The following is a 24722-nucleotide window of genomic DNA, read 5'->3' as shown; positions in this document are numbered from 1 at the left end:
GCACGTTCTCTATTCTGCCGGGCTTGTTCTATAAGATCATTGTATTCCTTGAGCAGTTCTTCAAGCTCTGCAGTATCTTCACCTTGCTGCTGGAGTGTTTCTATCTCCTTAGAAAGACGTTCTGAAAGAGACACGGATCTATTCAGATAATTTCCTATCTTATCATCTATAAATTCTGTTCTTGTTCTGTAGGCATCTTTTACTGCATCTTTCCATATATCGCGAATATTCCTGGCAGACTTGGCAAGCTCCCGGGTTGTAGTGGCATTCTTCACAGAATCCTTTTCAGCATCAAGTTCGAAAATATATTCGTCTATCTCAGCAATAACAACATCTGCATCTTCTCTTTGGGATGCATGAGTTTTTTCTTTCAGACTCTCTAAATTGGATAAGGTATAATTAATGGTTTCAAGCAGGTATTCCTGTCTTACTTCAAATACTTCCTTTGAAGAGGCGTTGATCTTACCACTATTTATGTTGGAATTGATCTGCTGCAGTCTTTGCTTCGCAGCAAAATACCCTTTGTTTGATTCTCCCGATCTTATAGTGGCCCCGTTAACATCATTATTATTGCTGCCACTTGAAGAAACACTGTTCTGTTCTCTTTCTTGGTTCTTTTCTTCATTATTTTGGCTTGCAGAATCTCCACTACCTGCATTATCATTACCATTTACACTATTCTGTTCTTCTTCTTGGTTCTTTTCTGTGTTGCCTTGGCTTGAAGCATCCCCTTTATTATTTGCAGCAGCAATGCCACTTATAGATATGCTATTCTGTTCCTCTTCCTGATTTTGTTCCTGGTTATCCTGGGTTGCTGCATCTCCATTGTCATCAGCATTATCGTTACCATTTACACTATTCTGTTCTTCTTCCTGATTCTTTTCCTGGTTATCCTGGGTTGCTGCATTTCCATTGTCATCAGTATTATCGTTACCACTTACACTATTCTGTTCTTCTTCCTGGTTTTTCTCTTGTTTATCCTGGCTTGCAGTGTCTCCGTTCTCGTCAGCATTGCCATTACCAGTTACTGAGATCTGATTTTGCTCTTTTTCTTGGTTTTTTTCATCGTCACCTTGAATTGAGGCATCCCTTTTGCTGTCTTCTGAATTTGCTGCAAGGACACCGGCAGAGAAAACGCTTGTTAATATCAATATTATAGTAATATAACTAATTAATTTCATATAGCTCGTTTTTATCTCCCCCCATAGATATATTTATTGACTGAGTTTAGTGATTCCGTAGAAATCTACTAATATAGAGATCCCTACAGAACCAATTAAGCATCTTCTTTAAAGATTATTTATTATTTCCATAATCATAAAGATACTTGTTAGGTGTGCAATCTCCTGCATTTACACACTCGCCATCATAGGGGCATTCTCCATCATTAAGGCAAACGCCAGCATTGAGACAGTCCTCATCACAGGCTCTAATACAATCTCCATTTCCATTCGCCATCTTTCCTCCATTTCCGCCCTCTCCGGCCTTTGCAGATACTGCTCCAATCGCCAGGATGCTCACAATAAGGAGTGCAACGGAAACATAAGCAATTGTTCGTAGACTTTTCATTTTAAATTTCTCCTTTAGTTTTGATCAGACGTTTTTCGTCAAGCACCACATTGGCAAATTCAAATAAATACATACTTTACTTTATGATCATGCTTTCTTCATGTGAAGCGTTTTCTAAGGATAAATCTGCTTTATTTTACTTGAATAAACTTCATAAATGCTCAGATGACAGGCGATGGAAAAGATTTACATATCTTGTCAGTTAATATAAAATTGTGTCTTCCAAAAAAACTAATACTAGAGTATATCATTTGTTGATACTTGCTGTCTTATGTTTGTTTTTCTTCCCAATGGCAGAGGCTGCGGAGGTGGCGACTGTCCACGGTGCAATATATGATTGGGAGACCTTTAAGCTTCTGGAGAATACAATTGTTGAAGTTAACTCCACACCTCCACAGTCCCAAGTAGCCAAATATGGTCTCTACTCCTTCGATCTGCCGATGGGGATCTACATCCTCAAAGCAAGTTATTACGAAAATGGAGAATTAGTATCATATGCAGAAGAGAAACTTAATATTACAGATGAGGGAGACTACATACTTGATATGCTGCTTCTGCCGTCTTATCCTGATGGTAATTTAAACAACACTGACCTCACGGAGGTCACGACATTGCTTGATGATGAATCTCTCCTTCAGGATAAGAACGGATCAAAAAGTATTATTTTTCTAACAGTAGCAGGCTCTTTGCTCATTGCTGCCGTAATCGTACTCTTAGTATTGAAAAAGAGACAAAGGTCCCAGAATGCTGATCTCGAAACCAGTTTATGTGAATATAGCTACTCAGATCCAGAAAATGAGAATTATAACGGTTTATCGCTGCCTCAGGACCTTCAGCAGGTAGTTGACATAATAAAAATTAATGGGGGACGTATTACTCAAAGGGACCTTCGCAGCAAAATCAGTTATTCAGAGGCAAAAGTAAGTCTCATGGTATCCGATCTTGAGAACAGGGGCATCATCGAAAAATTCAAAAAAGGTAGAGGGAACATCATAGTGCTCAAGGAAAAGGATCACCAAAATATATAATTGCGTTAAGTACCTATGCTTTTCAATATAAATCATCATTTCAAATAAAACGAGGCAGCACATGCGAGTTTCTATGGATATAGAATTACAGGATGCCCCCGGACAACTGGTGCATGCATTAAAGCCAATATCTGAGCTTAAGGGTAACCTTGTCTCTGTGGTACATCATCATGAGAAAAGAACTCCCCGTGGCACCATTCCTGTACAGGTGGTATTCGAGACGGAGTCCTTGAGCATAACTCCGCTGATCACAAAGTTGGAAGAGCTTGGCGTGGGAGTCATCCGGGTCAATGAGGAAAAATATCTCGAAAGAGGAACAGTTGTACTTATCGGTCATATAGTTCATACGGACCTGGAAGACACCATCGATACGATTGACAAGACCGGATATGCGGAAGTAGTTGAACTGCACCTTTCTATGCCCAGTATAAACAAATCATCTTCTGCCTCTTTCAAGCTTGATGCAGTGGGAAAGAAAGAATTACGGGATGCCATATCATTGCTCAGGTCTATTGCTAATAAGAAAGACCTCGTGTTAATAGAGCCCATTGAGAGCGAGATCCTGTGAGGTTATAGTATGAAAACAATAAAGGCATCTATAATTGGGTTTGGTTCTGTTGGCCAGGGAGTGGCACGGGTGTTGCTCCGTAAAAAAGAAGAGTTAAGATCAATGGGTCTTGATATTAAGATCGTGGCAGTTGCCGATTCAAAAACCTCTATTATTGACATGGCGGGTGTGGACCTTGCCATGATCCTTGAGCGCAAGGCATCAGAAGGGATCGTAGGCGATGCAAATCTCACAGGCCATGATATCATCCGTGACATAGAACATGATCTGGTCATAGAGACAACTCCTACGAATATCGACACGGGTGGTGTGGGTTTGCAGAATATGCTTACAGCTTTCAGTAAAAAGAGGCATGTTGTAACATCCAACAAAGGTCCTCTTGCCTTAAAATACAGGGAACTTGCAGCACTGGCTTCAAGATCGGATTGTGCTTTCAGGTTCGAGGCCACTGTTGGGGGTGCAATGCCTTTACTTAATCTTGTAAGGGATACACTGGCAGGTAATGATGTCATCAGTATAGAAGGCATATTCAATGGTACCTGCAATTATATTCTCACTCGCATGATGGAAGAGCATGCAACCTATGAGCTGATGCTTGCAGAGGCACAGGAACTGGGTATAGCGGAAAAGGATCCGGCCTATGATGTAGAAGGCATAGATGCAGCATGCAAGCTTGTAATCCTTGCAAATGCCATATTCTCAATGGATGTCACATACAAAGATGTGCATGTTACCGGTATCTCCCGCATCACCCCTGAAGCTTTGATGCTGGCCGAGACCGATGGTTATGTTATAAAGCTTATTGGAGAGGTCAATAAGAAAAGGATCCAGGTAGCTCCGCGACTGGTACCTATGGGCCATCCACTTGCGGTGGGGGGGACCCTGAATGTAGCTTCACTGCAAACCGATCTTGCCGGACCCGTTATAGTTGTGGGCAGGGGTGCCGGGTCCATCGAAACAGCAAGTGCCATCCTCAGCGATATAGTTTCCATTTACAAGGATTAAGCAAGCTGATCGTAATGACAAGTTTCAAGGATTTCTGCAGGATATGTAAGGTCATTGAAGAGACAGCCGGATCTCTGGATATGACGGCTCTTGTTTCAGAATTGTTCTCTCTTGTGACCAGCGAAGAATTGCCGGTGGTCACTCATTTTGTCATGGGCGAGGTTTTTCCTGCCTGGAGCGATGAAGAAGTCGGTCTGGGCACAGGACTTCTACTCAATGCCATTTCCAAATCATCAGGCCTGTCGGTTAAGAAAATAGAGGATATAGTAAGGGAAACGGGGGATATAGGTAAGACCACAGTGAAAGCTCTGGGCAAAGTATCTAAGGGACAGGCTACATTTTCCTCTTTTTTAGACTCCCCTGTGGAATTGAGCATAATGGAAGTCTTTGAAAGATTTAAGGACATATCCCGTGCAACAGGCAAGGGATCCCAGACATCCAGGATAAAGCATCTGCAATATCTTTTTAATTCGGCATCTGCTGAAGAAGTTGGTTATATCGCCAGGCTTGCCATAGAGGACATGAGAATAGGGGTCGGCGAAGGCATTGTTAGGGATGCCATTGCAAAGGCTTTTGATGTGCCTGTGGCATCCGTAGAGAGAGGTTACATGCTCACCAACGACATAGGGCTTGTGGCTGTCACTGCAAAGAAAGGTGGTGCTGAGGCTCTTTTGAACTTAGGGCTGCAGGTAGGCAGGCCCATAAAACTGATGCTTGCTCAAGTAACCCCGGACATTGAGACGGCTATCAAGGATCTGGGTGTTGTTGCAGCGGAATGGAAATTCGATGGTGCAAGGGTGCAGATACATAAAAAGGGTGATGAGGTTACCCTTTATTCCCGCCGTCTTGAGAACATCACAGACTCACTACCTGACATCGTATCTGCAGTGAAAAAGGCTATTAAGGCTGATTCTGCAATACTTGATGGCGAGGCCGTGGCCATTGACGAAGACGGAAGACCGAAGCCGTTCCAGGAAATACTCAAGCGTTTCAGACGTAAATATGATGTTCAGAATAAGGTACGGCATATACCTCTAAATCTTAATCTCTTTGACATCATGTACCTCAATGGCGAAAGCCTGATAGAGCTTCCACTGCAAAAGCGACGGGAATTACTTGTTTCCTGTGTAGAGAACAGTGATCTTATAAGGGTGGATAGCCAACTGATCACATCGGATCTCTCACAGATAAACAGTATGTATGAGCAGGCACTGCGGGCAGGTCATGAAGGTATCATGATAAAGAACCCCGAATCACCTTATTCACCAGGTAAAAGGGGAAAGAACTGGCTTAAGAAAAAGCCAGTGATGGAAACCCTGGACCTCGTGGTAATAGGAGCTGAATGGGGCTATGGCAGAAGAACAAGTTTTCTTGGTTCGTATGCGCTTGCCTGCCATGATCCTGAGACAGGCAGATTCCTGCCGGTGGGTAAAGTGGCTACCGGAATATCGGATGAACAACTGGCGGAACTGACAGAACTTTTCAAGGAACATATTATATCAGAATCAGGTACTATTGTAGAGATCAGACCTCATGTACTCTTTGAAGTGGCTTTTGAAGAGATACAGAAGAGCACAAATTATGAATCCGGATATGCCTTGCGTTTTCCAAGACTTGTGCGTGTGAGGGACGACAAGTCTCTTGAAGAGGTTGACACGCTGGAACGTCTTGAGGATATGTACAGAACCCAGCGTAAATGAGGAGCTGGCAAGCATTCAACATCAGTACTTTTTTGCTTCAAAAAGTATTATATCTATTGGATCATAACCCGGTACCATGAAAAATAAGATTTTTGTAGCCATATTGCTGATAGCTGTTCTTGTACTTTCAGGATGTACGAATAAAGATAATGTGCCGGGTGCTAATACTAATACATCTGCTGACGATATAAAATACATAGAAATTTATATCGATGATTATGCCTTCCATCCTCAATCACTGACCATTTCCCGGGGAGATACGGTGAGGTGGACAAATAATGATTCAGTGGCATTCATTGTCAAAAGCAGTTCATTTCAGTCTCCCACTCTGACCAAAGGCATGACCTTTACCTACACTTTCCATGAGAGTCGGACATACAACGTCTATCTTGCTACACATCCGTATACTAAAAGCGGTATAATAGTGGTGGAATAAAGCTATAGCAACACGTCCTCAAGACCCGAGGAAATCACTATCTCCACAGCTTTTTCCATTTCCTGTCTGGTAAGCAGCCTGTTCATCTCGGGATATTTGTAAGCAAGATAATGAGGCGTATACTGGAACATATGGTTGAACCGGACATGAGGAATGTGGTGGGCTACCCATTCTACTGCAGGCTTGGTACAACAATCCAGATGTCCGGGTAATACCAGATGGCGCAGGAGTATTTCTGCATCCGAATATGCCCGGATCAGATTTTCAGTGACTATCTGAATATAATTATTTACTTTTGAATATTTCTCAGCACATTTGTCATTTCCATATCTCAGGTCTGCGAGATAAACATCTACGACACCTTCCAGCAACTCTGCTACTTCCCTTGAATGGTACATGTTAGAGTTCCATATCACAGGTACGTTAATTGACAAATTTCTGATAACTCTTAGTATCGCATGCGGATGTGGAGTAGGGGTGACAAAGTTCACATTCCTTGCTCCCTGCATGCGGCGTTTTTTTATCAATTTCGCAAGTTCCAGAGGGTCAGCGATCTTACCTGTTTCCGGGTGGGTAGCTATATCCCAATTCTGGCAGTAAATACATGAAAAAACACAGCCAGTGAAAAATATCGTATGAGAAGGCACAAGTTCAGTTTCTTCGCCGGTGTGCAGGAATTCAGATGCATATCCTGAAACAGCTCCTACCCGACAGTATCCCTTCTGATTCTCTTTTCTGTTGATACCACATCTTCTTTCACAGAAACAGCAATTTTCAAGCATCTTTTGTATAATTGCAACCTTCAGGTCAAGAAGAGAAGACTTCGAAATACTAAGATCAGGATCGTATCCATTAGCATCTATCGATGCCAGCAGCTTTCGGTAATCCTGCATTTTAATCTGGTGCAGGTCCCATAAATCCTCAAAAGACGCCTCTTTTTTGAAAGACACAGGTACTAAACTGGTTATTCTGTACCTTGCAGGCAATTCGTTCTTCTCAACCTGCTGATACCTGCGCAGGAAAACAGGTTCTTTCATATGATTTCCTTGTGCAGGAAGAATTGAATAGCTTGTGGTCCTATATGAGATAGAAATTTTATGGAGAGGGCATTTGATGGTGAAAACTGATCATGTTGAAGAAAGGCTTGATCCTAAGCTTTATATCCTTTCCATTTCCAAGTTCTTCAAGGACCTGGGTACAGGGATACTTGCTTTTCTCATACCTCTCTATATAGTGCAGACCCATAGCATCTTTGCTCCTGAAATTCCTGATATTGTGAAAGCAGGTATCGTAACAACTGTCTTTGGTCTTCTCAATGCATTTTCCCAACCCTTCTCAGGCAGATTATCAGACAGGCTGAATAAAAGGAAGCCTTTTGTTATATTCGGACTTGCCGGTTTTATGGTGGCCTCAGTGCTTTATTCTCATGTTTCTGTGTTCGAACATGTAGTTCTTCTAAGGGCAATACAGGGTATAACTGTAGGTGCTACAGTGCCAGCTATCGTTGCAATGGTAACACATTTTTCAACTTCTGGCAACAGAGGCAGAGCTATTGGCATATATTCGAGCATGAGAGGATTCGGTTATGGCATGGGTGCACTTGTGGGTGGCATTGTAACCACTTATTATGGGTTCACTGCAGGCTTTTATTTATGTGCTCTTCTGGGTTTGATAAGTTTGCTTCTTGTGCAGTTCTTTGTAGGTGAGACACATAACGGGCATGAAAAACAAACAACAACAACAACAAGCCAGAATAATGGCAGATCAGCACAGTTCTATTCCCTGGCCTTTGCAATGTTCATTATAATGGTCGGGATCATGATCATATTCGCCTTTCTTCCGGAATACGAGGTCCGTCTGCAGGCCTCGGAACTCTCACTAAGTATCGCAGTATCCGCCTATGTAATCTCCAGAGTGATACTACAAACTCCCATGGGTGTGCTTTCGGACAGGTACGGACGCAAAAAACTGATACTCTATGGTTTATTTCTTAATATACCGATCGTTCTGGGGTTAGGATATGTTACAAGAGTTGAAGAACTTATAGTGCTGCGTGCCTTGCAGGGACTTTGCATGGCCTCAGTGGAAACCCCTGTCATGGCTCTTGCAGTTGACCTTGCAGGAGGTACATCTATAAGTTCAAGGGTCAGCTTCATTACCAGTGCACAGGCAGCAGGTACAGCTTTTGGTCCTCTCATAGGAGGGTTCCTTGGAGGCTATGTATCTTTCACGATGCCTTTTTATGTCTGTGCTATCATGATGGCTTTTTCACTGATCATAGTCATGCGTCAGGTTTCTGAACCTGATACTAATGTTAGCGTTAGCCGTCCTGACTGAAAGTGATGGTAAATCTGGACCCTGTATTTCTATCAAGCTCTAACTTCCCCTTCAACTGTTCTATCAAGGTGATGACCAGTTGCATACCCAGAGAATCTGTGTTAAATATGTCGATATTTTCAGGTATGCCTTTGCCGTTATCACTAATAGTAAGCACAAGTAAGTTGCCATCGTTTTTGAAAGATAAACTTACCGCACCTTCATCTCCAGGGATAAAAGCATATTTTAGAGAATTTGTAATGAGTTCGTTAATTATAAGGCCCAGGGGTATGGTCTTATCGATATTCAGATGTATGTCATCAACATCGATCTCAAGCCCAACCTTTCCCGTGCCTATTCTGTAGGAATGCAGCAGATAGCTGGCCAGATTATTGATGTAGTCTCTGGCATTGATATTTTCCAGGTCCTTTGACATATATAATTTCTCATGTGCTATAGCCATGGAGCGTACCCTGTTCTGGCTTTCAGCAAAAGCCTGCCTGATATCTTTATCCTGGAAGTTCCGCGATTGCAGATTTAACAGGCTGGCGATAACCTGTAGATTATTCTTAACCCTATGATGGATCTCCTTAAGAAGCAGTTCTTTCTTCTGAGATTCCTCTGCCACCTTTCTTTCAGTGATATCCCTTGCAATCGTAAGGATGGCTTTTTTTCCTTTGTAGTCTATTATTTTACTGCTAATCTCTACAGGAATTTGTTTTCCAATACGACCTACATAGATCGTTTCAAAAATTGCTTTTCCTTTTCTCTTAAGTTCCTTTAATCTTTCCGACAGCAGTGCAGCATATTCCTGGGAATTGAAATCTCTGGGAGACATATTTAGCAATTCTTCTCTGCTATACCCCAGCATCTCGGAAGTAACGTCATTGACTTCCTTGATCTTTCCTCCGATATCATCATAGATGTAAATGGCATCATTAGCGTTCATGAATAGTGTTTTGAATTTCTCTTCACTTTTCCTGATTTCTTCCTCTGCTTTTTTCCGCTCAGTTATATCCCTGAGCATGCACCTGCAGGCAACTACATCACCATTATTATATTTGCAGTTCATGTTGCCTTCTAATACAACTTCTCTACCATCTTTTGTGAGGAAGATGGTTTCTATGGTCCCAGGTTTATCATGTCCTATTATACGCTTCAGTTTTTCCATACAATGACTTTTAGTTGAAGGATGAAGTACATCATTCAGTGTCAAATGTGTTACTTCTTCCTCATTATACCCCAGAGTTTCACGCCATGCACGGTTTACATAGATAAATGATCCGTCAGCCCTTATACTTTGTATAAGGTCACTTGAGTTCTCAAAAAGGTCCCTGTATCTTTCTTCGCTTTCTCTAAGCGCCTTTTCAGCTTCTTTGATATGAGAGATATCAAAAAAACTTTCCACTATATGCTGCTTACCTTCCAGTTCTATATATACTGCATTTTTTAGGATGGGAATCTTTTCATCCTCTGCTGCCAGGAGAATACATTCGGAAGAATCCATCACTTTATTCAGGTCTGTAAGTGGACATTTTCCTTTTTCCGTCGGGCATATAAAATCATAACAAAATCTCCCGATTATTTCTTCTTTTTTCCTTCCTATAAGTTGTATAGCTACTGGATTTACATCGGCTATGGTATGTGATTGTGCGTCAATTATCATGACACCGGTCTGGACAGCTTCCAGTATTGTCTGTAATCGTTTCTGACTATTTCTTATCTCTGACTCATTTTGCTGTCTGAGAATGGCAGCACCCATGGTGTCAGCTGCTGCCCACAGGGCATCCATTTCCACCATCGACCAGTCTCTTTCACGTTTACAGTCATCAAAGCCAATGAATCCCCACCATTCTTTCCCAACATATATTGGCACAGCTGCGAGGGAAAGTATTCCCTGTCCTCCTAGTATTTCGCGCTCTTCATCCGGGAAATCTTTGATAATACCTGCTATATGATAACGTCTTTTCATCACTTTTTCCCAGCGTGGTGCAACATCCCTATATGGTAAACCTTGTAAGACCGGGTTATCTATCTGAGGTGCAATACCTTGAGCTACCCATTCATATTTCTGTTTCATCAAAAAAGTGCCATCTTCACTGACCTCATTCTGGAAAACATATATTCTGCTGACATCAGTGGCTTTTCCAAGCTTTTCCAGAATTTCATTGAAGTTCTCTAAAGATAAGCCAATCTGTAAGAATTTGCTTGCAGCTTGGCTAACAGCTTCAAGGATGCTGATCACCTGTTCTTTCTCCTTGCGTTCACTGATGTCCTGCACAGTGCAGATACCACCCAGTATCTTGCCATCTTCGGTGATATGCCGACTTAAAAAAGCTTCTATGGGTGTTATTTTTCTGGAATAGAGGGATATATAGTCCCCTTCATATTTTAGAGGAACTCCATGAAAAATACTTTCCAATGCTTTGACAGTTGCTGGATTGCGCATGAGTACGTTCTTAATATTTAATCCTTCAATGAATTTTTTAGGACTACCTGTTATCCTTACCAATTCATCATTACAATGAATGATTTTACCTGTCGGATCCATATAAAAAATGCCAATAGGTGAGTTTTCAAAGATTATCTTATATTTGCTCTCGGATTTCATCAATGATTCCAATGCGATCCTTCTTTTTTCCTCAGAAGCTATTGCTGTAGTTATAGTATTCAGTACCCATTCTTCTCCCATCGAAAGCGAGTGATCATTGGGGAAATAAAGATAAAGCGAACCTATGTGTTCTTTTCCCATTTTTATTGTCTTTACGATATGGATCGGAGATCTTTCATTTGTGAAAAGATAAGGCCCTTCATTTTTTCCATTTCTATCATTTTCTGTTTTCTTCTGATTAGAAAAATCGTTTTCTTCAATACGTTCATAGTAAACAGAATTTGCTCCCAGAAGTTCTGCAGATGTTGCAGTCAAACGATTGACATTCTCTATCGGATTAGCAGTAAATTCCAGTAAACATTGATTGATCTTCAGTAATCTCTCTTCAGTGGTTTTTTGTTCTGTTATGTCCTTCAGGATGCCTGAAATACCCAGAAATGCTCCATCTGCATCTTTTTGTCTTGAACATCTGGATTCGAACCAACAAATCTTTCCTTTTTTATCTTTGATCCTGATGATCACAGGAGCTATCTTTCCATGCTGCTGGACTTTAAGGTATTCTCTGGCTGCATGTTCCCTGTCTTCAGGAACGACAATTTCCAGGATGTTGGTGGAAATTAAGTTTTCTTCCCTAAAGCCATATTTTCGTACGTGGTGACTGATGTATGTTATTGTTCCATTGCTGTCGGTTTCAAAGAGAATGTCTACTGTGTTCTCAAAAAGAGTATAAAATCTATTGGCAGTAAGAGAATTAGCATTTATCGGTTGCTTCTTCTCTGTTATATCCTTTCCAACCACGAAAACTGTTAATATCTTTCTATCAGCACTTTTTTCCGGAATCAAGCGCCACAACCAGATTTTTGAACCCTTTTCATCGGAAAGTTCCATCTGGATCTTATGTTCAGTATCCTTACCCGTACTGAATGTTTGCTGTATATTCTCTTCAAGGTAAGTGCATGCACCTTTTGAAATTCTGGTTTCGTGCAATTTTTTGCCAATGAGATCTTGTGCAGGTATCCCCGTGGCGTTTTCCATAGCCGGGTTCACATACAAACATTTCATACATCCGTCAAATATGCTCACTGCATCGGTAGAATTATCTGCTAGTACACGAAAATCCATTAAACCAGATCCATGCTTTTAAATTGAATATTCCCTTTGCTTTTAATAGAAATCAGTGGCAATGCAAATAATTAATATGATTATCTGCAGCTTTGGTAAATCTTTCATCTACAAAATTATATAATATTCAACTTATCACATGTATTCTATATTAGGCTTATGACAGCACATATTATATAGAACATAAAAAAGATTGAATAGCTGGCTTAAATCAAGTTCAACCAACTACACTCATATCGGCTATCCGCAGTGAGGGTGTAACTGTTCCACCTACTTGCCTTACATCCTTGCCTGCACCATTTATATTCTTAAGAATATCAAAGACATTTCCTGATAGCATAAGTGATTTTATGGGTTTTACAAGTTCCCCTTTCTCAATGGTAAAAGCATTCCTTGCTTCTACGGAAAAGTCCCCTGAAATGTAATTAGCCGTATGTGCTCCAATGACAGTGTTAATATAAATTCCCTTATCTGTATCTCCGATCACATTACTCTGATCACATTCAATTATGAAGTTACGGATCCCTACTGAAGGAGGAGAAGAATATGAATGCCTTGAGGCATTGCCTGTACTGCGTACACCTTCCTTACCTGCAGTATAGGTATCATAGAGGTAAGACTTGAAAATGCCCTTCTCTATTACAGGGGTCGTTTGAGAAGGAACACCTTCGTCATCTGCCATGGCTGTCTCAAGACCAGCTTCAAGCAGTCCATCGTCGATTATAGAGAGCTTCTCACTGGCTATCATTTCTCCTTTACGGCCAATGAGGCTGGACCTGCCTTTTTGGACATTATCTGCATCAATGGCAGAAGAAAAGATACCTGTCAAAAGGTCAGCAACTGCAAAGGGATGCATAATAACTTCTGTACGATGTGGTTCGATGGAAATACCTTGTCTTGACATGGATGCAAGCTCAGAAGCAGCCTTTCCCAAATTGAAGAAATCAATGTCCATTTTCCTGGACATATCGTACTCATAGGCTGTAGTTGGCTCTTCCTGACCAGTTATAACATCTACGAATCCGCTTATTGCAGTCCCGCGGTCCTCTACCTCTATGCCATTACTATTTAAAATCAAACGTCGGCTTGCCACACGGGAAAACGATCCTGCAGTTACAAGCACTTCAGGTAAAGATGATGCTCCCTCCAACATATTTGTGGAAAGCTCTATGCATTCATCAAGTTCCATATCTTTGATCCGGGGATCAAATGTACCCTTTATTTCAGGATACTTTCCATCCGTTGGGAATGACCTCCATGCCGGATCACTACCTCTTATCCTGGCTGAAGAAACTGCAGTCCTGGCAGCGTCTTCCATTCGAGTGTCTATATTGGTGCTTGCGAATCCAACAGCACCGTTAACTACAGCACGAATCCCCATTCCCTGGTTTATGTTCTCCTTGGAGCCCTCGATCACACCTTTGCGGATATCTATACTGGTCACCTCACTTTTGACCAGGTAAACTTCAGCCTCATCAGCACCGGCTTTCAGGGCAGCACTAAGGGCTTTTCTTGCAATATCATACATTCAGGCACCTCCGACAACAGCCTTTGAGATGCAAATATGAGGTGATCCGTCGCTCACAGGCACCAGCTGTCCACCTTTTCCACACCTGCCGGAATTCATTTTCAGATCATTTCCCACATGTGTCACATTGTTGAGTATCTCAAGGGTCTTTCCGGACAGAGATACATCTCTCATGAGGGTCGTGATCTCCCCTTTCTCTATGAGATATGCCTTTTCTGCATTGAACTGGAATATGCCTTCACCTGTGTTGACCTGGCCACCTCTGGATCCTATAAGATACATGCCGTTGCCTATTTCCTCAAGCATTTCTTCAAAAGTGGAATTGCCATTATCAATATACGTGTTGCTCATGCGCACTATGGGCATGGAATAGCCCTGGCATCTGCTGTGACCGGGTTCGCCTCCGATCTTTGCCGAAGTTTCCCTGGAATGCAGGAAAGAGCGCAGTACGCCATCCTTTATAATCGTGGTTCTTTGTGATTGTGCTCCTTCGTCATCGAATGGGAAGTATCCATATTCATGAAGTGTAGGATCATCCACTATAGTGATAAGGGGTGAAGCCATCTGTTTCCCAACCATGTTCTCAAGAACGGAACTTCCTTCAAGCACCAGATCAGCTTCGGAAGCATGTCCTACGGCCTCATGTACAAATACTCCTGCCAGCTCCTGGTCAAGTATCACCGGCATGTTCCCTCCCTTTGCCGGCTTTGCATGTATGAGTTTAAGTGCCTCGTTCGCCGCACTTGTTGCAAGCTCAAGGGCATTCGTTTCATCGAATATTTCGTATCCTTTGACACCGAACTTGCTTTCCCTTCCAGCCTGGTAAATGCCATTCTCCGAGGCCACTGCGCTGACGGCAAATCCCGACCTTATAAGTTCATACTCGCAATCCAGACCGTCAATGCTGGTGTAACATACCTTTACTGCGGATTCAGAGTAAACAGCACTTGTACTGCTGATCCCATCAAGTTTTGCCCGTTTGCTCATTTCCTTGAGCAGTTCAACTTTTTCTTCAATGGATATGTCCCGTGGATCTATCTTTATGCGAGGAAGGCCTTTTAGAGTTGGTTTTCCTATTGGTGTAAGGTCCACTTTTTCTTTGGGATTTCGGGAGTTCATGCTAATGGCAAGCTCAGAGGCAGCATTTAGTGCTTTTTTCTCATCGAAGTAGCCATCAGCTGAAGTAAAGCCCCAGGAACCTCCGCACAGAGCACGTATACCTCCACCCCGTGTATAGTTCACAGATATCTCTTCGATATTTCCATTGTCAATAATTATGGACGTAGTGGTGGCATCAACCACTCTTACGTCGTAAAAGTCAACATTTTTCATGTGGGTCATATTAAAACCAATATCCTCTCATGTGGGAACCACTTCAGGAATATCGAGATTGAGCTTAAGGCTTGTCAGTTTCATAAGCTTCTCCATTATTCTCTTTTTATCGACTCCTACAAGGCTGTGCTCCATAACTTCTATAATGTTCGTTACCGGCACTATCTCGATCTTACCCTTATAGGCTTCTTCTATAAGCACGTCATCCTCATTGGATTTGGGGATTATTACTTTCTTTATGCCTGCTAAAGCTGCAGCCTCTATCTTGTAGGTGGCACCACCGATGGGCAATACATCTCCCCTCACAGAGAGAGAACCCGTCATTGCCACAGACTGGTCTACGGGTATGTTCTCCAGAGCGGAGATCACAGCAGTAGCTATTGAGATGGATGCACTGTCACCTTCCACACCTTCATAGGTCCCTATGAACTGTATGTGAATATCATGGTTTGCTGTATCCTTTCCAGTGATGTTCTTTATCACAGCAGATACGTTCTGGACAGCTTCCTTTGCTATATCCTTGAGCATACCAGTGGCTATCACACGTCCTTCGGAACTTGATTGAGCTGGCGTCACCTCGGCCATGATGGGCAAGACGATTCCCGAATCTCCACCCATTACGGCAAGACCATTGACCCTGCCCACGGCTGAACCGCCTTTCTGGAACAGTTGGTAGTCTTTACGTCTTTCGAGATAACTATCGGCCAATTGCTGTTCAATGGAACGGGCTATCTTCTTTGCGGCAAGCACATGTTTATCTGTGGTCACCGGGGCGCTCTCAGCATGAGCAATATCTCCGGCTACCCTCACAAGACCGCCCAGATCCCTTAACTTCAGAGTTAAGTGTCCTTTCCTTCCCGCTCTACGCCTGGCTTCCCTGATCACCTCATTAACTGCCGACCTGTCAAAAGGAGGTATATGTCCATCGCGCATTACCTCCTGGGCTACGAAACGCACAAGATTCCTGCGGTTCTCGAGATTATCCTCCATGGAGTCACGCATGAATATCTCATAGCCATACCCCTTGATCCTTGATCTGAGGGCGGGATGCATTTTCTCCACTGCATCGAGGTTACCTGCAGCTACCATGATGAAATCACATGGTACAGGCTCTGTCTTTACAAGGGCACCGGAACTGCGTTCTGATTGTCCGGTGATAGCGTACTCTTTCTCCTGGAGCGCTGTCAGCATGCTTTGCTGTGATTCAAGGCTGAGAGTATTGATCTCGTCGATGAATAGAACACCTTTGTGTGATTTGTGTATATCTCCGCTCTCAACCCTGTCATGTGCAGGCGTTTCAAGTCCTCCTGACTGGAATGGATCGTGGCGCACGTCCCCAAGTAGTGCTCCTGCATGTGTACCTGTTGCATCGATGTATGGAGCATGCTCTTTGTTGTAATTATTTACAATAAGTTTGGGTATCATCATCTCTTCTTTTGGCAGCAACTGGCGTGTAAGCAAGAGTATCATAATAGCTGCTATGATCCCCCATAATAGTTGGTCCACATAGAACGAATATATGATTATACCAAAGACCAGTATCATCATCAGCATATTGCGGGACTGGACCTTTTTCTGGGCTTCCATTTTGTGGGCCATGACTATTTCTCTGCCCTTGCTGGCTGGTACGGTCCTTATCTTAGGGTTGTTCTGGTCCTCAGGGTTAGGGTAAGCAAGGATATCCTGCAGTTCTTCTTTGGGTAAAAGTTCTGCCATAGCCTTTGCTAACAATGATTTACCGGTACCTGGAGTCCCTATCATCATTACATGTCGGCGCTGGCTTGCCGCCTTCTTGACCACTGTCACAGCATGTTCCTGCCCGATGATCTGGTCGATCAACAGCTTAGGGACATCTATGGAGTCCGTGGTGTTGAAATCAAGATCATAAAGTTCGTTTTGATCAATAGTAGTCATCTCTGTACCCATGATTTGCTCACAGTTATGATTTCTGTTGTCAACCTGACTATTCCTTGTTTTTCATTTGTTCCTGCATATAGATGCACATATAAAATAAATGTATTCCTTTATATTGCAAAACTATATGAATATTAAAGTTGATAAGCAGGAAGCGTTTAGAAAATGAGACCCATTATTCATATACTTATTGCTTTCCTGTTTGCAATGATCTTTATTTCATTGCCGGCAACTGCTGCAACCGAAGATCCTCAGTATATACATTACGAGCAGATGACAATGAGATTCAGTGGAACTGATGCTACAGTTACTATTTCCTTTGAGCTCGATACATTTGTACAGGCTTACACATTATTGATGGGGAGCCATAATCTCGATGGAGATATAAGGAACATGTTCTATGAATTTGACGAGGTAACTGTTTCAGAGATCGGTAAAGACTATGCAATTCTCAGGATTGGCAATGTGTCACTTTTAAGCGATGGGTATTACCTGCATGATTCCAGAAACTTAGGCTCAGACGTCGACTTGCTGACACTGGTCTACCCAAGCGGTGCAAGCAAGCAGATATCTAATGCAAAAGCAACATCAAATATATTTTATTGATTATTTTCTCATTAGATCAATATTCACATGCTTTGCAGCAGCTCGCCATCGTATTCTGTTTCTACTTCTACTACCACTGCTGCAGCTATTGACGTTATCAAAGAGGCGAAAGATGGCAATGTTCAAAAAAGATGTATCCGGTCTTAACATGCAGAATACAATGAAGACCTGTGAGGTATTCAATGACCCGGACTGTTGGGTATGCCGGGCCTGCCCGTGGAATGCACTCTATGCTATGATAAAATGGGGACGATTGTTTCAAAACTAAATTCGCAAAGCAATGTCTTTTTCTGGTGAGCTGCAAATTTTGCTATGTTACAAGGATAAAACTGGTGAACTATATATAAGATATCCACTTTTGAACAGGTAGATAGCCTTTTTAGAATTTGTGGAACAAAAGGTTTATCTGCTATGACAATGTATGGGTGGTGCCGATAAGGGCTCGTGGTCTAGTTGGTTATGACGTCGCCTTGACATGGCGGAGGTCCTGAGTTCGACTCTCAGCGGGCCCATCAGCAAAACGAAAAACAGTTAAGTTTAAATCGGAAAACAGCATTAAGGTGCTATGCTGGCTCCCATAAGGCCCAGGTAGCTCAGTCTGGGAGAGCGCTGCCCTGAAGAGGCAGTTGTCCCCGGTTCAAATCCGGGTCTGGGCACCAAAAATGCACATCAGTAGTGTAGCGGTTATCACCTGGCGTTGCCAACGCTAGAACCCGGGTTCGAATCCCGGCTGATGTATTATAAGTATAGATATAAAATTAATTTTACAATTTAGTAGTAGTGATTTTTGTTTTTCTTTTCTAAAACATGGGTTTCAGCACACATGTATATGATCTTTTGATGTCATGTGTTTCTATGCCAGACACAAAATCCATACTGATAACTTAAAGAGAAAAGGTTATTGCCTTCTCTTAGTACATCTGTCTTCGGTCTCACGGTCGCTGCAGGCAAAATCATGATGGTGTACCGAACATTTCTTCCCATCCGGTCTTTTTTGGTTTAGATCACAGATACCAAGGAAAGTTCTGTCATGATTACATAGTTGCTGAGCCTTTGCTTTATTCTCACGGTTACATTCGGTTTTACCCATCCAGATCGTATGGATTCTTCCACCACCGCATTCCTTGTCACCCGAACACTTGCAAATCGCACAAGCATAGGTGGCACCGGCAATTCCAGGTGAGACTGTAGTGGTCACAGATTTTTTTGTTCCACTCCCAGGTGCAGGACGGCTTTCCCAGTCCAGCCAGAAATTGCCAGTAGCATGCGAATTATTTTCATTTTGAGATATCAATGGACTTATACCAAAAAAAGCAGTTTCTATCTCAGCATCGGCTTCTATGCGCGCACCCAGCATCACATCCACTTCATCCACAGTGGCAGGTACACTATGTGTCAGGTGTTCTGAATCACTAAAAGGTGCAAAATCTCCTTCGTCAACTTTGGTCAATGGTAGTGTGAGCTTGACAGAGCCATTTTCACCGATAGGGATCTCAGCTTCGATCAATCCAAGATCGCCGACAGTAGCTGCTGATATCCCACCTCCTCCTATCTGAAACAGCGGTTGGCTTGGTGGCGTCGGATTATCTGCAGTCCTTTCAGTAATCCTGCCCCACACTACAGCCGCTGATCTTGCATATTCCAGATCCTCAGCTTTGGCGTTGCCTCCGTACTGGCCCCGGGGACCCAGCCACAAAAAGTCATCATCTGCACCATCATTTTTGAAAATATAATATAGTGTTACCCAGTGCGATACCTGAGCTCGCCCACCCTCCTGCTGATGCCAAAACCCCTGCTCCTGCCATGTATTGACCTGACCATACACTGCATTTAGAATAGCAAGGCTCTTTTTTGAGGCATTTCCAGAACTGTACGCTGTTTCAGATGCATTATTAGACGTAAGTCTATCGAATCGCCATTTTCTCTGTATGGAGGGACTTGCTAAGTACCCGACGGAGCTCAGTGGTGTGTTATCGCCTTTGTCCAAATATTCTGTTTGCTGAACTACATGCGTCAGTTCGTGTGCAAGCAATTCTTTCCCTTCATCCGTTCCTGGCGCGTACTTGTTGTCAGCGAAGACAATGTTTTGCCCAACTGTATAGGCATGCGCGTTTACTGCTTTTGCTGACTCTGCAGCTTGCTCTTTGCTATGCACCCGTACATTGCTGAAATCATGCCCAAAGCGTGGTTCCATAAAAGCACGGGTAGCCGAATCCAGTGGCTGGCCAGGCGAGCGTAAAACTTCATAAATAATAGGTGGTACATCTTGATCTTGAGTTACAGACATCGGTTTCGATAACTTTTTTGCCTGTAAAACATCCTTTTCATCCTTCTTGCACCTGGTACACTTGCGCTGTACCTTTGGTTCCGGTATCCTCATCACCTGCTCTGCTACCCTGTCAGCCTCCTGTTCGTACATGTCTGCGGGCTGACCAATTCTGAGTTTTGCCTGCAAAGTTCCTGATTTGATCAGTCTCTGTACTACCTGATTACCTGCTGTCTGCTGAAGGTGCAGTATCCTTTCGGCAGGAGAAACAGAAAAATCGACACTGGTCTTTTGTTTGCATAGACTCGAACATTTCTGCTCTATTTCTGGTTTTTTGATGTAAGTTACAGCTTTTTCAACCATGACTTCATCCCCGATTCATACCTGAATTTATGATGAAATATGCAAGCTAATATTGAAAGATACAAAGAAACGAAAATCAAATAAGATCAAACCTTTTAAAGACAAAATTTCCCCCCGGAAATAGAGAGGGTATAAAACTTCAAGTAAGGTAATAAATCATAAATAATGCTGGAAACATAAAAGGAGGATTCATTAAAACTATTTTGTATCCAGTAACCTGAATTCGCTTTTTTCCGGAACTTATCCCCTGATCTCCAGTTCCGCAACGTAGAAGCAGACCTCATCCTGCTGGATAGCTACCTGAAGGCTGTCTTCTGAACTAAATACTTCTTTGAGCTCTTCCAGTGCATTAAGGAAATTCCTGAAACTTTCATCTGTGCTCCTTCCTTGAATATTATCTGCAAAAGCTCTCATCAATTCCAGAAGCTCTTTCATGAATTCCATAAAGCCTTCCTCTTTTTGATAGACTTTATTATCCACTGCATCTTTTGTCATCTGTGCAATTTTAAAGGCAATATCATTATCGAATTGTCTCGCAATGGCCTTAAAATTACCAACCGTACATTTTAAAGCCCTCTCTCTCAGATACATAAAAAGGAATGCAAGCTGCCTCTGAAGCGTTTCAGAAAGATTTCCGAAATCGACAACTCTGTTTCCCAGATTATGTACATGGTCTTCGCGAGCATATTTATCTGAAGTACCTACTATAAGGCTGGTACCTACACTTCGTACAGTTGTTGCAGATTCTCCTCCACCAGTGGAAGCAATTTCGATAGCATGGGTTGCAGGATTGGGAGTTATTGAAACATTTGTACCTGCAATAAGATCCACGTTTCCACCGGGATTGTTAACTCCATCAATACTAACCAACGCCCCTGTCTGAATAGCAGTGACTGCATGAGGGTTATTGAAATCAAGGATATGACACTTAAATAGATGATAGAGTTCTTTCTGAGTGAAAATGATTCTGTTTTTTGCAGTATCTGTAAAATTAACAGAAAGGTCACTGTTCACAGCCGCAATAAAAACCCGTTCTTTATCTGCACACAATGGACAGGCTGTGTACTCCTTTTCCAGGTCTTCAAGCCACACAGTCACATCTTTGAGGAGGACCGATTCCGAACGACACTCAAGTTCCTTCAATCCGGGAACTTCTCCTGAAGCTATTACCTCAAAGCCTTCAACTACTTTGCCCGGACAGCATTTTTCCACACAGCTTGATGGATTTGAAGCCGAAGCGACATATCCGTCGTAGCAGGCTTTGTATTTCAAATAGAGGTGTGGAATGCCTGTAATATCTGAAACACTGCTGCCACTGCTATTTAATATTTTTTCTTCAGTATTAGGAGGAACTACAATTTCACGTCCACAGCAGTCCAGAGCCACTCCGCCGTCTATAAACAGTAAATTGAGATTACCATCTGCTGCTGTTTTAATTTCGATCTGTTCAAAGCCACAGATAAGCCCGGCTCCGTGAAATAACCTGTTTATAAGATGGCGCTTTTCATCGAAATAGCTCTGTTCCGTTTCAAAGTCCCTGACTGTCATCAGCTTGCCGTAAAAATACTTATTTTTCTCGAACTTATGAAGTTGGCAAACTTTACTCTCTTCGATATTGTTAGACATACTCCTACTCTCCTTTATATCACACATCAATGAATTATCAAGATCTTAAGATATTATACTGTCAATTCCTACGCGTGCATGCCTTTCCACCTGCCCGGCTTGCTCTTCATCATGCAGGACGGTATCTCTACCTATAACAGATGCAACTCCAAGGACAAATTCTGGTTTAGTAAGCTTGGTGTTAACTCCCAGGTACGTATGCATATCCAGATAGAACCACGGCTGAAGCACTTTCAGGCCATAGCAGGTGTGTGCCGGCTTCTGCTCTTCAATGATCCTCCTTACACGGCTAATTGTGACCGGATCCATATCTGCATCTTCAAAAATAACACAGAAGCCAAACTTTTCTGTTCCATAAAGGATGTCGATCAAAGGTATCTCATGATAAGCGTCTTCTACGGATCCATCTTTATCGGATTTCTTCAGAGTTTTCTCATCATTGCATATCTTGATCATAGTCTCTTTAGGAGGGAAAAATATCCTGTTCTCCTGAACGTTCTTCTCCTTACAGTCTTCAGAAGTAACATCCTTACAGGGATCCCTGCCCTTAAAAACCTCAATAATAAAGGGCTTTTTACCTGTAAAGAGCTCAATGCTTTCTTCCAGACCTTCCCTTGTTCCTTTCTTTTTATACAGGGAAACTGCCTTACTGATAAAAAGCCTCTTCTTATCTTCAGGCCAATCCTCCTCCACAGCAAAAGCAAGCCAGGAACCAAGCCATGACAGAAATTCAGGCGGAGTCCCATAAGCATCGAAATAGCGACTGATGTGCTCGATCGTGAAATCGATGTTAAAGAATATGCTTTCAAATATCGCAAGAAAACGCTCAAGCAAACCTTTGCTCAGAGGATCTTCCTGATAGATGGCTGGCAGATAATCAAGATATGAAACCCTCGGGAAGAACACCGTAATGGTTCTGACCACCGGAGAACGTGTTTCATTACCAGAGAGAATTATCTTGAACCACAGATAGCGTCCCTGGACATCTGCAAGAAAAAGGGCATCCCTTTTCTTATCACCCTGAATTGATGAGGTTTCAGAGACGCACTTATGCCATAGACCGGGATCGAGATCTTTGATCTCATTGTCTGATAACCTCTCATTAGAAGCATGATACAGGAACTCTACCTGCGTGCCTTTTTCGAATTCCCCTTCCAGTAACAACCTGTGCCACCGAGTATTAGGGATCTGGCTGTCTATGGGCTTTGAGACATACAATCCTCTAAAAGCGCCTTCTTTGTCTGGAAGATTTACTTCTTGGCGGGACAGAAATGTCAGTTGATCCCCTTTATCATTGATCACATACAGATTGCCCTTCGAATCACTGATCAATTTCCGACTTGCTCCTCTGTATGACCATAGTGGAGTAAAGATCTCGCCCGACAATTTATGAATTGTCTTTAAAGAAATCTCTTCAGATTCGTCATCCTCTCCCAATTCACCTATAAATATCTGCTTCCAGGCATCAACTACAATTCCTGAAGGTGAAAGATCTTCGGGCTGTATAGATATCTCTTTTTCTCCTGTTTTTGCATAAAAGATATGCAACTTGTCTTCATACAGGACATATATATTGCTCTCCATATCTACAGCAAAACCCTTTGTTTTTGGAGTTCCGGGATCCGGAGAGTAAACTAAATGGGGAGCAGGATAATCAACGCTTTCCTTACTTATGCACAAAATTCTTCCGGGTTCGTTTTCAGTTTCATTTTCGAGAAAAAAGATATTCCCTTTGTTATCACATTCGATGTCAAAGACCTTGGTTAAAGGCTTTCCATCCGAATCTTTGTAAAGGACCCAGCGTATCTGGAAGTCCCTCTTTGCAAGCGCGATCAGGCGGGCATTATCTACACCATTTCTTGAAAGGAAATCTGCAATGTATAATGTATCCCGGTCTACCCCGATCGCGGAAAGGATATTCAGTTGTAATGGAAGCATCCCCGGATAGCATCCGATCGGCTTTACAACAGCGTTATGTGTATCAAATGTGAAGATCAAATTCTGTTTTTCATCTACAAGATAAAAGATATCGCACTCATCTATAGCAATATCGATTATGTTTAAACTGCTGTCCTGCAGAAGAACCTTCCCGAATTTGTAGACATGATCGCTGTTTAATCGTATAGCCCCACTTTCCAGATCCACGTTCTCTGCATCAGCTTTGAAACTGTCGAGGAGTTCTTTAGTATAGATCAGTTTGTAATTGACTTCCTGCATACGCTCACCCCCTCTTACGGCACAGGTCCGTTCCTCTGATGATCTTCACCGTGTGGCTGCCGGAATACACACATGCACGCTTTGAATTTAGCAAGAGGTTCCCATCGGCATCATTAGATGCACCCATATCCCCGGAAACAGACAGTTTTATGACACAGTGCACACCCTCAACCTGTTCTATAAGAGTGTACAGTTCTGAAACATAAACATCTCTGCCAATGGGCCAGCCGTTACCCTCCTCTCCACCTTTTATCGGATGCAGGAACTCATTGAGCTTTTCGATGACTTTTTCCAGAATAAGGCGGTCATCACGGAAACTGTCCACAGGGACAACTGTGACACTGACACCGACCTTTACATAATCAGGCGGGATCACATGGATATCAGTTCCAAGAAGGCGGTGTTTGTCCAGATGACGGCATACCGCATTTTTAAATCCCTCCGACGGTTTTGGCGGGATTCTTAAGATCTCAAGTGGAGTATATGGAATTATCACCACTGTCACAGACCCTTTG

18 protein-coding genes, 3 tRNA genes and 1 pseudogene are annotated in these 24722 nt (G+C 42.6%); 11 read left to right on the top strand and 11 right to left on the bottom strand.

Annotated features, from left to right (window positions below; all coding sequences use genetic code 11):
• Together ACCM36_RS00480 and ACCM36_RS00475 are read right to left on the bottom strand one after the other, a co-directional pair.
• The coding region (locus ACCM36_RS00480; protein WP_370571732.1) for a hypothetical protein at positions 1 to 1181 on the bottom strand (1181 nt) is incomplete at its 3' end.
• 115 nt (positions 1182 to 1296) lie between these two features.
• Positions 1297 to 1569 carry a hypothetical protein gene (locus ACCM36_RS00475; protein WP_370571731.1) on the bottom strand — a complete coding sequence of 91 codons (273 nt, stop codon included), beginning with the start codon at positions 1567 to 1569 and terminating at the stop codon, positions 1297 to 1299.
• Positions 1570 to 1859: 290 nt separating this feature from the next.
• On the opposite strand from ACCM36_RS00475, the gene ACCM36_RS00470 reads away from it, so the two are divergent.
• The 5 genes from ACCM36_RS00470 (at position 1860) to ACCM36_RS00450 (ending at position 6306) form a co-directional block, all read left to right on the top strand.
• The gene (locus ACCM36_RS00470) at positions 1860 to 2597 is read left to right on the top strand and encodes a hypothetical protein (RefSeq protein ID WP_370571730.1); all 738 of its coding nucleotides are present in this window, start codon (positions 1860 to 1862) and stop codon (positions 2595 to 2597) included.
• 61 nt (positions 2598 to 2658) lie between these two features.
• Entirely contained in the window at positions 2659 to 3165 is a 507-nt protein-coding gene (locus tag ACCM36_RS00465; RefSeq protein WP_370571729.1) for an amino acid-binding protein, read from the top strand.
• A gap of 9 nt (positions 3166 to 3174) precedes the next feature.
• Complete coding sequence (locus ACCM36_RS00460; RefSeq protein WP_370571728.1) at positions 3175 to 4170, top strand: homoserine dehydrogenase; 996 nt, start codon at positions 3175 to 3177, stop codon at positions 4168 to 4170.
• A gap of 14 nt (positions 4171 to 4184) precedes the next feature.
• On the top strand, positions 4185 to 5870 hold the full coding sequence (locus tag ACCM36_RS00455) for an ATP-dependent DNA ligase (protein WP_370571727.1): 1686 nt from the start codon (positions 4185 to 4187) through the stop codon (positions 5868 to 5870).
• 76 nt (positions 5871 to 5946) lie between these two features.
• The gene (locus tag ACCM36_RS00450) at positions 5947 to 6306 is read left to right on the top strand and encodes a copper-binding protein (protein WP_370571726.1); all 360 of its coding nucleotides are present in this window, start codon (positions 5947 to 5949) and stop codon (positions 6304 to 6306) included.
• A 2-nt stretch (positions 6307 to 6308) separates the two neighbouring features.
• On the opposite strand, the gene ACCM36_RS00445 is transcribed toward ACCM36_RS00450, so the two are convergent.
• Entirely contained in the window at positions 6309 to 7343 is a 1035-nt protein-coding gene (locus ACCM36_RS00445) for a radical SAM protein (protein WP_370571725.1), read from the bottom strand.
• A gap of 76 nt (positions 7344 to 7419) precedes the next feature.
• Between ACCM36_RS00445 and ACCM36_RS00440 the strand changes: the two genes are divergently transcribed.
• Positions 7420 to 8643, top strand: coding sequence for an MFS transporter (locus ACCM36_RS00440; RefSeq protein ID WP_370571724.1), 1224 nt, complete (start codon positions 7420 to 7422; stop codon positions 8641 to 8643).
• Here the strand turns inward: ACCM36_RS00440 and ACCM36_RS00435 are convergent.
• From ACCM36_RS00435 to lonB, 4 genes are all read right to left on the bottom strand, one after another.
• Positions 8627 to 12355 carry a PAS domain S-box protein gene (locus ACCM36_RS00435; protein ID WP_370571723.1) on the bottom strand — a complete coding sequence of 1243 codons (3729 nt, stop codon included), beginning with the start codon at positions 12353 to 12355 and terminating at the stop codon, positions 8627 to 8629. The two genes, ACCM36_RS00440 and ACCM36_RS00435, sit on opposite strands and share 17 nt — an antisense overlap.
• A gap of 217 nt (positions 12356 to 12572) precedes the next feature.
• Positions 12573 to 13883: a TldD/PmbA family protein gene (locus ACCM36_RS00430; protein WP_370571722.1), complete on the bottom strand. Its 1311-nt coding sequence runs from the start codon at positions 13881 to 13883 to the stop codon at positions 12573 to 12575.
• Positions 13884 to 15215: a TldD/PmbA family protein gene (locus ACCM36_RS00425; RefSeq protein WP_370571733.1), complete on the bottom strand. Its 1332-nt coding sequence runs from the start codon at positions 15213 to 15215 to the stop codon at positions 13884 to 13886. It lies immediately after the preceding gene.
• Between the two features lie 27 nt (positions 15216 to 15242).
• On the bottom strand, positions 15243 to 17141 hold the full coding sequence (lonB, locus tag ACCM36_RS00420) for an ATP-dependent protease LonB (RefSeq protein ID WP_370571721.1): 1899 nt from the start codon (positions 17139 to 17141) through the stop codon (positions 15243 to 15245).
• Positions 17142 to 17294: 153 nt separating this feature from the next.
• On the opposite strand from lonB, the gene ACCM36_RS00415 reads away from it, so the two are divergent.
• The 5 genes from ACCM36_RS00415 (at position 17295) to ACCM36_RS00395 (ending at position 18473) form a co-directional block, all read left to right on the top strand.
• A complete protein-coding gene (locus ACCM36_RS00415; protein WP_370571720.1) occupies positions 17295 to 17735 on the top strand; it encodes a hypothetical protein in 441 nt (146 codons plus the stop codon).
• Positions 17736 to 17847: 112 nt separating this feature from the next.
• Complete coding sequence (locus ACCM36_RS00410; RefSeq protein ID WP_370571719.1) at positions 17848 to 18003, top strand: hypothetical protein; 156 nt, start codon at positions 17848 to 17850, stop codon at positions 18001 to 18003.
• Positions 18004 to 18173: 170 nt separating this feature from the next.
• Positions 18174 to 18247, top strand: a tRNA-Val gene (locus ACCM36_RS00405).
• A 70-nt stretch (positions 18248 to 18317) separates the two neighbouring features.
• Positions 18318 to 18394 (top strand) — tRNA-Phe (locus ACCM36_RS00400).
• Positions 18395 to 18401: 7 nt separating this feature from the next.
• Positions 18402 to 18473 (top strand) — tRNA-Gly (locus ACCM36_RS00395).
• A gap of 160 nt (positions 18474 to 18633) precedes the next feature.
• Here ACCM36_RS00395 and ACCM36_RS00390 read toward each other — a convergent pair.
• The 4 genes and pseudogenes from ACCM36_RS00390 to ACCM36_RS00375 form a co-directional block, all read right to left on the bottom strand.
• Positions 18634 to 20364: a DUF4157 domain-containing protein gene (locus ACCM36_RS00390; protein WP_370571718.1), complete on the bottom strand. Its 1731-nt coding sequence runs from the start codon at positions 20362 to 20364 to the stop codon at positions 18634 to 18636.
• Positions 20365 to 20604: 240 nt separating this feature from the next.
• Positions 20605 to 21990, bottom strand: a complete 1386-nt coding sequence (locus ACCM36_RS00385) for a hypothetical protein (protein ID WP_370571717.1) — start codon at positions 21988 to 21990, stop codon at positions 20605 to 20607.
• A 45-nt stretch (positions 21991 to 22035) separates the two neighbouring features.
• Entirely contained in the window at positions 22036 to 24207 is a 2172-nt protein-coding gene (locus tag ACCM36_RS00380) for a phage tail protein (RefSeq protein WP_370571716.1), read from the bottom strand.
• A 4-nt stretch (positions 24208 to 24211) separates the two neighbouring features.
• Positions 24212 to 24722, bottom strand: a pseudogene (locus ACCM36_RS00375) (hypothetical protein); the annotation flags it as partial.

Origin of the sequence: Methanomethylovorans sp. (genome assembly GCF_041305605.1) — an archaeon.
Lineage (GTDB): Archaea > Halobacteriota > Methanosarcinia > Methanosarcinales > Methanosarcinaceae > Methanomethylovorans.
Note: the sequence above shows the minus strand (reverse complement) of the source record. Positions and strands in the feature narration are given on the sequence as shown.